The sequence below is a fragment of the Marinobacter shunpengi genome (genome assembly GCF_045449715.1).
Taxonomy (GTDB): domain Bacteria; phylum Pseudomonadota; class Gammaproteobacteria; order Pseudomonadales; family Oleiphilaceae; genus Marinobacter.
In genome coordinates, this window is record NZ_JBJJLA010000012.1 from 91,185 (window position 1) to 105,212 (window position 14,028).

The 14,028-nt window shown below is 62.5% G+C and carries 14 protein-coding genes; 5 read left to right on the plus strand and 9 right to left on the minus strand.

Annotated elements, in window-relative coordinates; all coding sequences use genetic code 11:
• Positions 1-17 precede the first annotated feature (17 nt).
• Positions 18-803 (minus strand): acyl-CoA thioesterase, encoded by a 786-nt coding sequence (locus ACJO3T_RS06980; protein WP_406978144.1) that lies wholly within the window; start codon positions 801-803, stop codon positions 18-20.
• Between the two features lie 361 nt (positions 804-1,164).
• Here ACJO3T_RS06980 and ACJO3T_RS06985 point away from each other — a divergent pair, with 361 nt between their 5' ends.
• Positions 1,165-2,679 carry a DEAD/DEAH box helicase gene (locus tag ACJO3T_RS06985; protein ID WP_406961345.1) on the plus strand — a complete coding sequence of 505 codons (1,515 nt, stop codon included), beginning with the start codon at positions 1,165-1,167 and terminating at the stop codon, positions 2,677-2,679.
• Here ACJO3T_RS06985 and ACJO3T_RS06990 read toward each other — a convergent pair.
• The 4 genes from ACJO3T_RS06990 to ACJO3T_RS07005 form a co-directional block, all read right to left on the minus strand.
• Complete coding sequence (locus ACJO3T_RS06990) at positions 2,667-3,179, minus strand: dihydrofolate reductase (protein WP_406961343.1); 513 nt, start codon at positions 3,177-3,179, stop codon at positions 2,667-2,669. The genes ACJO3T_RS06985 and ACJO3T_RS06990 overlap by 13 nt on opposite strands.
• 402 nt (positions 3,180-3,581) lie before the next feature.
• A complete protein-coding gene (locus ACJO3T_RS06995) occupies positions 3,582-4,421 on the minus strand; it encodes a thymidylate synthase (protein ID WP_406978145.1) in 840 nt (279 codons plus the stop codon).
• Positions 4,418-5,206, minus strand: a complete 789-nt coding sequence (gene lgt / locus ACJO3T_RS07000; protein WP_406978146.1) for a prolipoprotein diacylglyceryl transferase — start codon at positions 5,204-5,206, stop codon at positions 4,418-4,420. The genes ACJO3T_RS06995 and lgt overlap by 4 nt, the downstream gene beginning before the upstream one ends.
• A gap of 9 nt (positions 5,207-5,215) precedes the next feature.
• Entirely contained in the window at positions 5,216-6,010 is a 795-nt protein-coding gene (locus tag ACJO3T_RS07005; protein ID WP_406961338.1) for a sulfite exporter TauE/SafE family protein, read from the minus strand.
• Positions 6,011-6,102: 92 nt separating this feature from the next.
• On the opposite strand from ACJO3T_RS07005, the gene ACJO3T_RS07010 reads away from it, so the two are divergent.
• The 4 genes from ACJO3T_RS07010 to dxs all read left to right on the plus strand — a co-directional run bounded on the left by ACJO3T_RS07010 (position 6,103) and on the right by dxs (position 10,206).
• Positions 6,103-6,918: an NRDE family protein gene (locus ACJO3T_RS07010; protein WP_406961336.1), complete on the plus strand. Its 816-nt coding sequence runs from the start codon at positions 6,103-6,105 to the stop codon at positions 6,916-6,918.
• An 87-nt stretch (positions 6,919-7,005) separates the two neighbouring features.
• Positions 7,006-7,272 carry an exodeoxyribonuclease VII small subunit gene (locus tag ACJO3T_RS07015; protein WP_406961334.1) on the plus strand — a complete coding sequence of 89 codons (267 nt, stop codon included), beginning with the start codon at positions 7,006-7,008 and terminating at the stop codon, positions 7,270-7,272.
• A 2-nt stretch (positions 7,273-7,274) separates the two neighbouring features.
• Positions 7,275-8,174, plus strand: coding sequence for a polyprenyl synthetase family protein (locus ACJO3T_RS07020; RefSeq protein ID WP_406961332.1), 900 nt, complete (start codon positions 7,275-7,277; stop codon positions 8,172-8,174).
• A 103-nt stretch (positions 8,175-8,277) separates the two neighbouring features.
• On the plus strand, positions 8,278-10,206 hold the full coding sequence (gene dxs, locus ACJO3T_RS07025) for a 1-deoxy-D-xylulose-5-phosphate synthase (protein WP_406961330.1): 1,929 nt from the start codon (positions 8,278-8,280) through the stop codon (positions 10,204-10,206).
• Positions 10,207-10,429: 223 nt separating this feature from the next.
• On the opposite strand, the gene ribA is transcribed toward dxs, so the two are convergent.
• The 4 genes from ribA to argJ all read right to left on the minus strand — a co-directional run bounded on the left by ribA (position 10,430) and on the right by argJ (position 14,013).
• Complete coding sequence (gene ribA / locus ACJO3T_RS07030) at positions 10,430-11,041, minus strand: GTP cyclohydrolase II (protein WP_406961328.1); 612 nt, start codon at positions 11,039-11,041, stop codon at positions 10,430-10,432.
• Between the two features lie 301 nt (positions 11,042-11,342).
• Entirely contained in the window at positions 11,343-11,819 is a 477-nt protein-coding gene (gene moaC, locus ACJO3T_RS07035; protein WP_406961326.1) for a cyclic pyranopterin monophosphate synthase MoaC, read from the minus strand.
• A complete protein-coding gene (locus ACJO3T_RS07040) occupies positions 11,816-12,793 on the minus strand; it encodes a Nudix family hydrolase (protein ID WP_406978147.1) in 978 nt (325 codons plus the stop codon). The genes moaC and ACJO3T_RS07040 overlap by 4 nt, the downstream gene beginning before the upstream one ends.
• A complete protein-coding gene (gene argJ / locus ACJO3T_RS07045; protein WP_406978148.1) occupies positions 12,793-14,013 on the minus strand; it encodes a bifunctional glutamate N-acetyltransferase/amino-acid acetyltransferase ArgJ in 1,221 nt (406 codons plus the stop codon). The genes ACJO3T_RS07040 and argJ overlap by 1 nt, the downstream gene beginning before the upstream one ends.
• Positions 14,014-14,028: the final 15 nt, after the last annotated feature.

Genomic DNA, 14,028 nt, shown 5'->3' on the forward strand with positions numbered 1-14,028 from the left:
GCTGCCACCCGCCAGCTCTATCCGAATACCGCCACGGTCTGACGGCTGATAGCCACCAGCTCTCCCTGACGGTTCCAGATCTGCGCATGCACGTTGCCGTACCCGTCGCTGGCCCGGTCAATGGAGGCGTGATAGAGCAACCAGTCGTCCGGCTTCACCGTCGGCAGCGGGTCCATCAGCTCCACCGACCAGGTCAGTGAACTGTTGGGAGCGAAGCTGGTCAGGTGGGACAGGGGAACCGGCGGCCAGGCGTCAATCAATGCCATGATGGCCGCTTCGTCCAGCTTTGAGGGCGCTTCCCGGAACTGCATCCATCCCCCCATATCGCGATGCTTCTGCCCGCTGAACGGGCGGCTGCCAAAACACCAACGCATTTCAATGAACTGGGCAAAGTTGGGCATCATACCCTCGATAAACGGGGTCGGCTCACAGTCCTCGGGGGCGGGCGCCTCCGGTGCCGGCAGTGGCGATACCGACACTTCGGACTCACGGCCACTGCCAAAGCTGCCAAGGGCAACCAGCCGGGTAGAGCCATCCTGCACCATGCGCAACAGCACCTGGCTTACCGACTTACCTTCCCGCAACAGTTCCACCTCCAGGGCCACCGGAATACCCGGCTCCACCGGTCCCACGAAGGACACCTGCATGGCACGCATGGGGCGCCCTGGGGTGACCACCGACTGCATCCGTTCACAGGCCAGCGCACCGGTCAGTCCACCAAAGGTGGCCCGGCCCTGCGCCCAGTTGGCGGGAATGATCACTTCGTTACGGGAAGCGGAAGCAAGGATGTCCTCAAGGGTCATGGCAATCTGAACTCCGGCTAATTAATAAGGATGCGTATTATCTGAGGCAAAAAGACTGCCCCAAATCCGCCCCCGGCACAAGTCGCACCGGCAACTACCTACCTGGTGGCGCTATAAATGCCTGTGACAACCGCGTATACTCCGCCCCGTCATTGTCAGCACGATGACCAGATCCATGGACGCCCCTTCCCGTAAGCGGCTGGTCCGTGACGATACCAGCCGGGTTTATGGGGTGAGATTAACAAGCTACCCCGACGCGCTCAGCCGGTAGCTTCAGGAGCCTCGCACCTTTTTTACCGGACCTGTTACAGGCCCGGATACCAGACTTGTGGCTCCCCCACCCCGAATACCAGGTAATTACATGTCCGAACAAACCTTCGCTGAACTCGGCCTCAACCCGGCCGTGCTTGAGGCTGTCCGTTCCGTTGGCTATGAAACCCCGTCACCGATCCAGGCCCAGGCCATCCCGGTGCTACTGGAAGGCCATCACCTGCTGGGCATCGCCCAGACCGGTACCGGCAAGACCGCCGCGTTTGCGCTGCCGCTGCTGAGCCGTATCGATGCCGACGACCTGTCCGCCCAGATTCTGGTGCTGACCCCCACCCGTGAACTGGCCATCCAGGTGGCGGAAGCGTTCACCACCTATGCCAGCGGCTTCCGCCAGCTCCACGTGCTGCCGATCTATGGCGGCGCCGACTTCGCACCGCAGCTCAAGGCCCTCAACCGGGGTGCCCAGGTCATTGTCGGCACCCCCGGCCGCCTGCTGGACCACCTGCGCCGCGGCAAGCTCAAGCTGAACAACATCAAGGCGCTGGTGCTGGACGAAGCCGACGAAATGCTGCGCATGGGCTTTATCGACGACGTGGAGGCAATCCTTGCCGCCACGCCGGATAGCTGCCAGCGCGCGTTGTTCTCGGCAACCATGCCGCCGGCCATCGCCCGGGTCGCCAACACCTACCTGAGCGATGCCCGGGAAGTGAAGATCAAGAGCGAAACCCGCACCGTCGAGCGTATTTCCCAGTTCGTGCTGCCCACCTTTGGTGACCGCAAGCTGGACGCCCTGACCCGCATCCTGGAGGTGGAGCCCATTGATGCGGCGATCATCTTCGTGCGCACCAAGGCGGAAACCACCCTGCTGGCCGAGAAGCTGGCCGCCCGCGGACACTCCGTCGCCCCCCTGAATGGCGACCTGAACCAGCGCCAGCGGGAACAGACGGTGGAAGACCTCAAGCGCGGCAAGAAGGACATCATTATCGCCACCGACGTGGCGGCCCGGGGCCTGGATGTGCCCAGGATCACCCACGTCATCAACTATGACGTGCCCTACGACAGCGAAGCCTATATCCACCGTGTAGGCCGTACCGGTCGCGCCGGCCGTACCGGCAAGGCAATCCTGCTGGTCACCCCCCGGGAGCGGAGCTGGCTGCGCACCCTGGAGCGGGCCACCAACTCGCCCATGGAATCCTACGAACTGCCGACACCGGCCGCCCTGCAGAAACTGCGCCAGGAACAGTTCGAACAACAGCTCCTGGGCTTCGCCGAGGATGGCAAGCTGGCCAAGGCTATGGGCCTGCTGGACGATATTGCCGAGCGCAATGATATCGACATGGCCATGCTGGCCGGTGCCCTGGCCTGCTGGATGGAATCGGCCCAGCCGGGATCACTGCCCCTGGAAACCCCGTCCGAGCTGCCGATTCCGTCGGCACGTCCGCCCAAGGGCAAGGGCGGCCCCGGCGGCCGGCAGGGCCGGCCTCGTGGCAACTTCAAGAAAGGTGGTTCGGGCAAGCCCGGCGGTTATCGCGGCAAGCCGGGTGGCAAACCCGGTGGCAAGCGGGACGGTTTCAAGCCCGCCGGTAAACGCCGTCAGGACGCCTGAGGGCGCTGGTAGACCACGAAACTGTAGTCGTAGGGGTTGTTATCGGACGCGGAGAAATCCTCCCGTCCGAGTTCCTGCCATTGCTCCAGGTTCACTTCCGGGAAGAAGGCATCCCCTTCAACCTCGGCGTGGACCTGGGTAATGTAGATACGGTCGGTTTCCGGCAGCACGGCCTCGTAGATCTGACCTCCCCCGATCACCATCACCTCATCAATGCCATCGAGCATTGCCTGGGCTTCAGCCTTTTTGAATGCCTCCTCAAGCGTCGCCACCCTGGCCACGCCTTCGGGCAACTCCAGTTCCTTTGATGACACCACGATGTTGAGCCTGCCCGGCAGTGCCCTGCCAATGGATTCCCAGGTTTTGCGGCCCATGATGATGGGCTTGCCCATGGTGGCCTGCTTGAAATACTTCAGATCCCCCGGCAGGTACCACGGGAGTTTGTTGTTGCGGCCTATGACCCGGTTTCGGGACATGGCTACTATTAGTGCTTTTCTCATTGGAGCGGGCCTTCATGGACTGGTGCATGGACAGCTACCGGGTAAGGCTTTCCGGAACACGCCGTAAATCCGTCCCTGGAGGCTCTTCAAAAACGTCCCTGTTTTTGAAGGTTCCGGAAAGCCTTACCCGGCATCTGCCCCCAAACAATGGCGATGTCCTCAAGTACCGAAGGACAACGCTGGATTCAGTTTCATTAGGCGGTGTAGTCAAAGCTGGAGAAGCTTACTCAATGCTTTGGGTGTACGAGTGCCCAGGGCCTTTTTCTGAAACCTTCAAAAAGAGGGACCTTTTTGAAGAGCCTACATGGACGTACTTGCGGCGTGTTTCAGAAAAAGGCCCCGGGGGCTCGTGCACATGCACCAAAACAAGCGGGCCAACCCAACTCAGACCACCAACACAAATCAGATAGCAATAGGCGCCTTAATCACACCCTGAGGCTCATACCCCTCAACCTCAAAGTCTCCATACTCGTAATCAAAGATCGAATCCGGCTTACGCAGAATCCGAAGTGTAGGCAACCACCCAGGCTTGCGTTTCAACTGCTCAAACACAATGTCGTCGGTCAGGTGGTTCTGGTACAGGTGACAGTCACCAAAGGTGTGCACAAACTCGCCTACCTCCAGATCACACTGCTGCGCGATCATATGGGTCAGCAGACTGTAGGATGCAATATTGAACGGCACCCCCAGGAACAGGTCCGCACTGCGCTGGTAGAGCTGGCAGGACAGCCGGCCGTCCGCCACATAGAACTGGAACAGACAGTGGCAGGGTGCCAGGGCCATACGGCCCTCCCGGGCGTTATCCTGGGGACTCATGGACTCGTCCGGCAACTCGGCCGGGTTCCAGGCTGTGACGATATGGCGGCGGGAGTTTGGCTTGGTGCGGATCTGCTCAATCACCTCGCTGATCTGGTCCACCACCCGGCCATCGGGGCACTGCCAGCTGCGCCACTGCTTGCCATAGATCGGTCCCAGGTCACCATTGTCCAGCGCCCACTCATCCCAGATACTGACCTTGCGTTCCTTGAGCCAGTTATTGTCCGTGGAACCCTGAAGGAACCACAACAGCTCATAGATAATGCTGCGCAGGTGCACCTTCTTGGTGGTCAGCAGCGGGAAGCCCTGCTCCAGGTCAAACCGCAACTGGCGCCCGAACACCGATCGGGTCCCCACCCCCGTGCGGTCCCCCTTGTCGGTGCCGTTGGCGACCACATCGTTCATTAGATCAAGGTAGGCTTTCATGACTTCACGCCTCTGTATGCAAACACCATCAGCAGGGCACCGGCGATGACCATCGGCAGCGAAAGCAACTGCCCCATGGTCAGCCAGTCGAAGGCCAGGTAACCCAACTGGGAATCCGGCTGACGGAAGAATTCAACGATAACCCTGAAACAGCCGTACAGGATCAGGAACAACCCGGAAACCGCCATGGTCGGGCGCAGTTTCGATGAGAATAGCCAGAGAATAACAAAAAGCGCCACGCCCTCCAGGGCAAACTGGTAAAGCTGTGACGGGTGCCGTGCCAGCGCATCCGGCGCCTGGGGAAACACCATACCCCACGGCACATCCGTCGAGCGCCCCCAGAGTTCACCGTTGATGAAGTTACCGATGCGCCCTGCCCCCAGACCCACGGGCACCAGTGGCGCCACGAAATCCGCGATGCGGAAGAAACCGCAGCCCAGTTTGCGCCCGTACCACCACATGGCGAGCATGACGCCAATCAGGCCGCCATGGAAGGCCATCCCCCCTTCCCAGACCCGCAACAACCACAGCGGGTCTGCGACAAACTGGTCGAAATTGTAGAACACCACATAGCCGAAGCGGCCCCCGAGGATCACGCCCAGGGCGATATAGAACAGCAGGTCACCCACCTGCTGCTCGTTAAGCGGGGTCCACTCCTTGCGGGCGCGAACCTTGCCCAGCCACCAGCCCACGGCGAATCCCACCAGGTAGGTCAGGCCATACCAGTGGATCTTCAGGGGACCAACCGAAATGGCCACGGGATCGAACTGCGGGTGTTTGAGCATGCACAAACCTCAGAAAAGGAAACGGGTGCCAACAATCAGCAACAGAACGGCAAACAGACGTTTCAGCAGTTTGGCATCCAGCCTGTGGGCCAGGATGGCGCCGAAGCGAGCAAAGATCACACTGGTCGCCACGATACCCACCATCGCCGGCAGGTAGACAAAACCGACGGCATAGTCCGGCAACAACGGGTTGCCCCAGCCGGTCCAGAGGTTGGTGGCGGCACCGGCGATAGCGATGGGCAGGCCGCAGGCCGCCGAGGTGGCCACTGCCTGTTGTATCCGCACGCTACGCCAGCTCAGGAAGGGCACCGTCAGCGTGCCACCACCAATGCCGAAAATGGCCGATCCCCAGCCGATGACCGTGCCGGCCACTGACAGCAACGGCTTGCCGGGCTCAGGCCTGGCGGTTGTCGGGTTGAGGTCGAGCAGCATCTTCAGCCCCACCAGGATGACAAACACACCGATGATGAGTTCCAGTGCTTCTCCACTTAACAGTGACGCCGTCCAGGCACCGAGTGCCGCACCCACCACGATACCCACCACCATGGGACGAAACAGCTCCCAGCGCACCGCGCCTTTCTGGTGGTGGGAGCGGATGGAACTGACGGAGGTGAACACAATGGTCGCCAGGGACGTACCCACAGCCAGGTGGGCAGCGATGTCGGCACTGATGCCCTGCAGCCCGAAACTGAAGATCAGCACCGGTACGATCACCAGGCCGCCACCAATACCGAACAGCCCCGCCAGGATGCCGGCCAGGGCGCCAAGGGCCAGATAGAGCCCGAATACCAGAACCAGGGACATGCACACCACCGTCCATCGAAAATCAAAGCGTGTATCATACACAAAGCATCAGGGGTCAGCATTTCCCCCCTCCAGCAATCAGACGGAAACCTATGTGCCTTATCCTCTTTGCCATTGACCAGCACCGCGACTTCCCCCTGGTACTGGCCGCCAATCGTGACGAGTTCCATGACCGCCCCACCACGCCCATGCACTGGTGGCCGGACAGCGACCTGCTGGCAGGCCGTGATGACCGCTCCGGCGGCACCTGGCTGGCGATATCGCGGGCTGGCGTGGTCAGCGCCGTAACCAACGTGCGGGAAGGCAGTGCCGAACCCGGGCGGCTGACGCGGGGCAAGCTGCCCCTGATGGTCCAGCAGCAACCCAGGCAGGAGGTGCAGCAATACCTGGCCGACAACGGCAACCTGTACGCCGGTTTCAACCTGATCCAGGTCACCCCGGAACAGGGCTGGCACTCTCGTCACGGTTGGTACTCTAGTTACGGTTGGTACTACAGCAACCGGGACGCCCACCCGGGCCGTAACCTGCACCGGGGCAGCTATGGTGTCAGCAACCACCTGCTGCAGAGCCCCTGGCCGAAACTGGTACGACTCCGGGAACAGCTTCGGGAAACCCTTGCCCAGTGCAACCCGGACGCTCCGGATGCCCTGCACCGCACACTGATGACGCAGCTGAAGGACACGACACCGGCCCCGGATCACCTGCTGCCCGATACCGGTATCGGGCTGGAACAGGAACGGTTCCTGTCGTCGCCGTTTATCCGTTCCGACCTCTACGGAACCCGGGCCAGCACCATAATCACGGTTGGCCGTGATGGCGAGGTCCGGGTGACGGAGCAGACCTGGTCGCGGGGTGGCGCTCCAGACAACCTGCAGAATTTCTGCTGGCAAGTGCCAGGTAACGGCTGACATTCATCGGCGAAGGTTCGGCCCCGATGATCGCTCTGGTATACTTGCCGCAACCCAACGCGCCTCGTGAAGCTGACGGAGAGCCCCATGGCTGATACCCCGGAAACCACATCCATTGCCGATTTCGAGAAGTCCCTCGCCGAGCTGGAAGGGCTGGTCAGGGACCTGGAGCAGGGGGAGCTGTCCCTGGAGCAGTCGCTGGGTGCCTTTGAACGAGGTGTCAGGCTGACCCGGGAATGTCAGCAGGCGTTGCGACAGGCGGAGCAACGGGTACAGCAACTGGTGGAGCGGGAAGACGGCAGCCTGGAGGCCCAGCCGTTCAATCCGCCGGAAGACGATGGGGAGCAGGGCTGACAATGCACCACGCCTCCACCGGTGACTTCCTTGCCACTTGCGCCTCCCTTACCGACGACGCTCTGACCCGTCGCCTGCCCGATGACACCACGGAGCCCCGTCGCCTTCATGGTGCCATGCGTTACAGCGTGCTGGGTGGCGGCAAGCGCATCCGTCCGGCCCTGGCCATGGCCGCCGCCACCGCCGTGGGCGGGCAACCGCAACAGGCGCTGATGGCCGCCTGTGCCGTCGAGTTGATCCACGCCTACTCGCTGATTCACGACGATCTCCCGGCCATGGACGATGACGAGCTGCGCCGGGGGCGCCCCACCACCCATATCCAGTACGACGAAGCCACCGCCATCCTGGCCGGCGATGCCTTGCAGGCCCTCGCCTTCGAATGGCTGTCCACCGACCCGTCACTGACTGCAGAGGCTCGCCTGGAGATGGTGCAGCGGCTCGCCTTGGCCAGCGGTAGCACCGGCATGGTGGGCGGCCAGGCCATCGACCTGGGGGCGGTAGGGCAGCAGCTGTCCCTGGACGACCTGGAGCAGATGCATCGACGCAAGACCGGTGCCCTGATCGAGGCGAGCGTGCAACTTGGCGTACTGTCCGTAGCGGGCGCCAGCGCCGGGAACCCTCACCAGGAGCCTCTTGCCCAATACGCCCGGGCCATCGGCCTGGCCTTCCAGGTACAGGATGACCTGCTGGACATCGAGGGGGACACCAGCGTGATCGGCAAGCCCCAGGGCTCTGACCAGGCCCGTAGTAAACCTACCTACCCGGCGCTGATGGGGGTTGACGGTGCCCGGGACTATCTTGCCACACTGTTGCAACAATGCAGGGAAACCCTGGCGGACTTTGGTCCGGAAGCGGACGCCCTCAGGGGCATGGCGGAATTCGTGGTGTCGCGACGCTACTGAAACCGCCCCCTCCATCGCCTATAATGGACGCTTTAGCCTGTGGGACGTCAGTCGGACCATGGCCGTAACGTTCCCCTCAATCACCGAGACAAGACCCGGACGGATGCAGGAATCAGATATTTTCAAGGAAATCCCCACCCAGCGCCCCCATACACCGCTGCTGGACGGGATTGACACGCCAGACCAGCTACGCCTGTTGTCGGAGGAAGAACTGCCGGCACTGGCCCGGGAACTGCGTGCGTTCCTGCTCTGGACCGTTGGGCAGTCTGGCGGACATTTCGGTGCCGGCCTGGGTGTGCTGGAGCTGACCGTAGCCCTGCACTATGTCTTCAATACCCCGGAAGACCGCCTGGTATGGGATGTGGGCCACCAGGCCTACCCCCACAAGATCCTCACCGGTCGCAAGGAACGGATGGGCAGCATCCGCCAGAAGGACGGCCTGGCCGGCTTCCCCAAGCGGTCGGAAAGCCAGTACGACACCTTTGGCGTGGGCCACTCCAGCACCTCCATCAGCGCCGCCCTGGGCATGGCCCTGGCTGCCCGGCAGCAGCAGACCGGCCGCCGCAGCATCGCGGTGATCGGCGATGGTGCCATGACCGCGGGCATGGCCTTCGAGGCCCTGAACCACGCCGGTCACCTGGATGCAGACATGCTCGTGATCCTGAACGACAACGACATGTCCATTTCCAAGAATGTGGGCGGCCTGTCCAACTACTTCGCCCGCCTGCTGTCCAGCCGTACCTACAACCAGGTGCGGGACAGCGGCAAGAAGGTGCTGCAGGCGGCACCGCCGCTGATGGCCCTGGCCCGCAAGACCGAGGAGCACTTCAAGGGCATGATTGCCCCCGGCACCCTGTTCGAGGAGCTGGGCTTCAATTACATCGGCCCCATCGACGGCCACGACCTGCCGCTGCTGGTGGATACCCTGCAGAACATCCGTGAGCTGGATGGCCCCCAGTTCCTCCATGTGGTGACCCGCAAGGGCAAGGGATTTGCACCAGCGGAGGACGACCCCATTGGCTATCACGCCATCAACAAGATCGAACCGCTGCCACCGAGCAAGCCGGAGCCGGTGAAGCCCAAGCCGAAACTGCCGAAATATGCCAACGTATTCGGCCAGTGGCTGTGCGATGCGGCGGAGCAGGACGAGCGCATCGTCGGCATCACGCCGGCCATGTGCGAAGGCTCCGACCTGCTGGCCTTTTCGAAGCGTTTTCCGGACCGTTACCACGACGTGGCCATTGCCGAGCAGCATTCGGTCACCCTGGCAGCAGGCCTGGCCTGTGATGGCGCCAAGCCGGTGGTGGCGATCTATTCCACTTTCCTGCAACGGGCCTATGACCAGTTGATCCATGACGTGGCCATCCAGAATCTGGATGTGCTGTTTGCCATCGACCGGGCTGGCCTGGTGGGCGAGGATGGCCCGACCCATGCCGGCGCGTTCGACCTGAGCTACCTGCGCTGCGTGCCGAACATGGTGGTAATGACGCCGTCGGATGAGAATGAGACCCGGCAGTTGCTGCACACCGGGCTGATGTACCACGGCCCGGCCGCCGTGCGGTACCCCCGGGGGACCGGTCCGGGTGCGATGATCGAGCAGGAACTGAAGACCCTGCCGATTGGCGAGGGCCGTGTGGTCCGGGAAGGCGAATCGGTGGTCATCCTGAATTTCGGGACACGACTGTCCGCGGCCCTGGAGGCGGCCGACAAGTTCAATGCGACGGTGGCGGACATGCGTTTTGTGAAGCCACTGGACGAACGCCTGGTGGCGGAGCTGGTGGCGTCCCACGATGTGGTGGTGACCCTGGAGGAGAATACCGTTGCCGGGGGGGCCGGCAGTGCGGTGACGGAGTTCCTGAACCGGGAGGGGATCGCGAAGGCGGTGCTACAACTGGGGCTGCCGGACCGCTATGTGGACCATGGCAAGCACGGGGAGCTGCTCACTGAGGTCGGGCTGGATGCCGCTGGCATCGAGGCGTCTATTCGCAAGCGGCTGGCTGCCGGCAAACCAGATCTGAAGGCTGCCCCGTAAGCCCGGACGGGGGAAGTGGACGCTAGCTTTATGGAATCCCGATATGGCGGGCTGGCGCCAGGGTAAGGGGAGCTTTCTCCGCTGCAATTCACGGTCCGTCCCTGGACCGACCTTGCAGCGCGACCTCCTTGTCGCCGCTCCGAAAGCTCCCCTCACCCTGACACCGTCAGACGACCTGTGGAGTCAGCCGCTTTCGGACCTGGCCTTCCTGCGTGTAAAAAAACTACTCCGGATCGTCGTCCTGATGCGTCTCCAGCCAGTGCCCCAGCTTGCTCTGCTTGGTGTCCAGGTAATGTTCGTTGTGGGGGTTACGGCCAACGTGGAGGGGAACCCGCTCGACAACATCGATACCCAGGCCACGCAGGGAATCCACCTTGCGGGGGTTGTTGGTCATCAGACGGAGGCTGCGGATGCCCAGATGATCGAGCATGTCCTTGCACATGCTGTAGTCCCGCAGGTCAGCAGCAAAGCCCAGGCGCTCATTGGCTTCCACCGTGTCGGCACCCTCGTCCTGTAGCTTGTAGGCGCGGATCTTGTTGAGCAGCCCGATGCCACGGCCTTCCTGGCGCAGATACATGAGAATCCCCCGCCCCTCCTTTGCGATGCTTCTCAAGGCTTCCTCAAGCTGGTAGCCACAGTCACACCGCATACTGTACAGGGCATCACCGGTCAGGCACTCAGAGTGAGTACGGGCCAGCATGGGCTGGTCACTGTCCAGGTCTCCCAGTGTCAGGGCAACATGCTCCTTGCCCGTGTCCGGTTCCTCGAAACCGTGCATTTGAAAAACGCCAAAAGGCGTGGGCAGGCGACAGGTCTGGATGTAGCGAACAGCCACAGTGTTTCCTCGTGAGTCCTAAATGCAATGAGCGGGGCATTCTAGCAGATGGCGGCCAGTCGGCGTAGTTCCAGATATCCCGTATACCCCCACAAAGCTTATGGAAAGTGTGAAAACCCTTCTAGATACGCCTAGCAGGAAAATTCGGATGGCCTACACACATGCATGAAGGGCAGGTACCGGGTAGGGCTTTCCGGAACCTTCAAAAACAGGGACGTTTTTGAAGAGCCTACAGGGACGTATCTACGGCGTGTTCCGGAAAGCCCTACCCGGTACCTGACCCTCCACCAAAATGCGAGCACTACTCCGCCTGCCAATGCCCGCTGCGACCACCCTTTTTCTCCAGCAGGCGTACGGCCGTAATCTCCATACCCCGATCCACCGCCTTGCACATATCGTAGAGGGTCAGCGCCGCAACGCTGACGGCGGTCAGCGCCTCCATCTCGACGCCGGTCTGGCCAGCCAGCTTGCAGCGGGCTTCAATATGCACCGATGACGGCTCCTGCTGTGGCGTGAACGCCAGCTTGACCGAGGACAGGTTCAGGGCGTGGCACAGGGGGATCAGGTCATGGGTCTTCTTGGCCGCCATGATGCCGGCTACCCGGGCCACGGCCAGTACATCGCCCTTGGGGTGCTCACCGTCCACGATCATCGCCAGGGTTGTCGGGTCCATCAGGATCCGCCCCTCGGCAACCGCTTCACGCTCGGTCACCTCCTTGCTGCCCACATCCACCATGCGGGCCGCGCCCTGGTCATCCAGGTGGGTCAGTTTGCTCATATTGCCTCCGGTCTGTTGTCGGGTGCGATCCACCACCAGGAGATACCGGCAATGCCCTGGGCGCCGGCCTGTATGGCCTTGTCGAGATAATCCGGGCCGACGCCCCCCAGGGCATAGACCGGCAGTACCGCGTTGTCCGTCAGTTCGGCGAACCGATCCCACCCCATGCCTTCGGCCTCCGGATGGGAGGGGGTGGCAAGCACAGGCCCCAGGGTGGCGTAGTCCGCCCCGATGGCCGCCGCATGGGCCAGTTCCTCGGCGTTGTGGCAGGACACCCCGAACCAGCGGTCATCCGGCACCGGTCGCTCCGTCAGCAGGGCCGCCCGACGCCAGCTCAGGTGCACCCCGGCCACCGGCAGATCCGCCACCAGTTCCGGGCAGTCATGCACCATCACGGAGGTATCAGGCAGGCGCTGCAGGCCTTGCCCCACCGCTCCAGTGTACGCCTCCGATGTCAGGGATGGCAGGCGCAGGAGCACCAATGGAGGTGTCTTGTTTCCAGCTCCCCGGACACAGCCCTCGACTGCATCCCCGACCGTGCTCACGTCACCGGTGATGGCCAGTTGTCGTGGCAGCCGGATGGCGCTGATGATGGGCCGGTTGGCAGCGGGAAAGTCACTGGCCGTCAGTTCCTCCGGCGCCAGCCAGAATACCGGCTGGCCCTCCACACCGTGGGGTGATCCCGTGGAATCATGGGTCTGCCAGACGTCCAGCAGCACTTCCTTGTCGCCGTAGTCATGGCGTATACGAATCAGGGGTTCCAGCCTTTCCGGGGAGACGCTGACGGCGGTTTCCTCCAGCAGTTCACGGGCCAGGGCCTGCTGAACACCCTCGCCAGGTTCCACCTTGCCACCGGGAAACTCCAGCAGGCCTCCCTGATGGGCACCGTCGGGGCGCCGGGCGATAAGGATGCGGCCATCACGCCAGATCACCCCCACCGCTACGTGGACAAGCTTACGGGTGCCTTCGGCCATCAGGTGCGATACTCCGCATTGATGGTGACATAGTCATGGGAGAAGTCGCAGGTCCACACGGTTTCCTCAATGCGTCCACGCTTGAGATCGATGCGGATGGTGATTTCCTCCTGGTCCATCACCGCCTGGCCCCTTTCCTCGGTGTAGTCGTCGGCACGACCACCTTCCCGCACCAGACAGACCTCCCCCAGGAAGATCTCCACGGCATCCAGGTCGAGCCCGTCGACACCGGCACGGCCGACCGCGGCCAGGATCCGCCCCCAGTTGGGGTCGGAGGCAAACAACGCAGTCTTCACCAGGGGCGAGTGGGCGACAGTATAGGCCACATCCAGCGCTTCCCGCTGGCCAGCGGCGCCGGTGACATTGATGGTGACAAACTTGGTGGCACCCTCCCCGTCCCGGACAATGGCATGGGCCAGTTCCAGGTAGACCGACTGCAAGGCGTCCCTCAGGGACTCATAGTGTTCGCTTTCGATCGTGGCCACGCCAGCACCGGACTGGCCGGTGGCGATCAGCATACAGGCATCGTTGGTGGAGGTGTCGCCATCAATGGTGATGCGATTGAAGGACTTCTCACCCAACTCACTGCTCAGCCTCTGCAGGACCGCCGGCGATATCGAAGCGTCGGTGGCGATAAAGCCCAGCATAGTAGCCATGTTCGGGCGGATCATGCCGGCTCCTTTGCTCATGCCCGAGATCGTCACCGTGCGGCCATCGATGTCCAATTGCCGGGTGGCACCCTTGGGGCGGGTATCGGTGGTCATTATGCCCGCTGCGGCCTGGGCCCAGTTGTTGGCGGACAGGTTGGCCAGGGCGTCCGGCAGGGCCGCCACGATCCGGTCCACGGGCAGCGGTTCGCCGATGACCCCGGTGGAGAACGGCAGTACCGAATGCGCCTTCACACCCGCTTCCCCTGCCAGAGCCTCACAGCATTTATTGGCATCCTTCAGGCCCCTGGCGCCAGTACCCGCATTGGCATTGCCGGTATTGATCAGCAGGTAGCGGGGCTCACCCTCCGCCAGGTGCTCCCGGGTCACATGGACCGGCGCGGCACAGAACTGGTTGGTGGTGAAGATGCCGGCTACCCGGCTGCCCTTTGCCAGTTCCAGGACCACCACATCCTTTCGGCCCGGCTTCTTGATGCCGGCGCTGGCGATGCCGAGCCTGACCCCCGCCACGGGATGGAAGGGTTCTGGTAACGTTGCGGGACCTACCGCCATAACTTCCTCCTTTGC

Excerpts from the sequence above, each read along its gene's own strand:
- ACJO3T_RS06980 (WP_406978144.1), bottom strand. The coding sequence starts at position 803 with ATGACCCTTGAGGACATCCTTGCTTCCGCTTCCCGTAACGAAGTGATC.
- ACJO3T_RS06985 (WP_406961345.1), top strand. The coding sequence starts at position 1,165 with ATGTCCGAACAAACCTTCGCTGAACTCGGCCTCAACCCGGCCGTGCTT.
- ACJO3T_RS06990 (WP_406961343.1), bottom strand. The coding sequence starts at position 3,179 with ATGAGAAAAGCACTAATAGTAGCCATGTCCCGAAACCGGGTCATAGGC.
- ACJO3T_RS06995 (WP_406978145.1), bottom strand. The coding sequence starts at position 4,421 with ATGAAAGCCTACCTTGATCTAATGAACGATGTGGTCGCCAACGGCACC.
- lgt (WP_406978146.1), bottom strand. The coding sequence starts at position 5,206 with ATGCTCAAACACCCGCAGTTCGATCCCGTGGCCATTTCGGTTGGTCCC.
- ACJO3T_RS07005 (WP_406961338.1), bottom strand. The coding sequence starts at position 6,010 with ATGTCCCTGGTTCTGGTATTCGGGCTCTATCTGGCCCTTGGCGCCCTG.
- ACJO3T_RS07010 (WP_406961336.1), top strand. The coding sequence starts at position 6,103 with ATGTGCCTTATCCTCTTTGCCATTGACCAGCACCGCGACTTCCCCCTG.
- ACJO3T_RS07015 (WP_406961334.1), top strand. The coding sequence starts at position 7,006 with ATGGCTGATACCCCGGAAACCACATCCATTGCCGATTTCGAGAAGTCC.
- ACJO3T_RS07020 (WP_406961332.1), top strand. The coding sequence starts at position 7,275 with ATGCACCACGCCTCCACCGGTGACTTCCTTGCCACTTGCGCCTCCCTT.
- dxs (WP_406961330.1), top strand. The coding sequence starts at position 8,278 with ATGCAGGAATCAGATATTTTCAAGGAAATCCCCACCCAGCGCCCCCAT.
- moaC (WP_406961326.1), bottom strand. The coding sequence starts at position 11,819 with ATGAGCAAACTGACCCACCTGGATGACCAGGGCGCGGCCCGCATGGTG.
- ACJO3T_RS07040 (WP_406978147.1), bottom strand. The coding sequence starts at position 12,793 with ATGGCCGAAGGCACCCGTAAGCTTGTCCACGTAGCGGTGGGGGTGATC.
- argJ (WP_406978148.1), bottom strand. The coding sequence starts at position 14,013 with ATGGCGGTAGGTCCCGCAACGTTACCAGAACCCTTCCATCCCGTGGCG.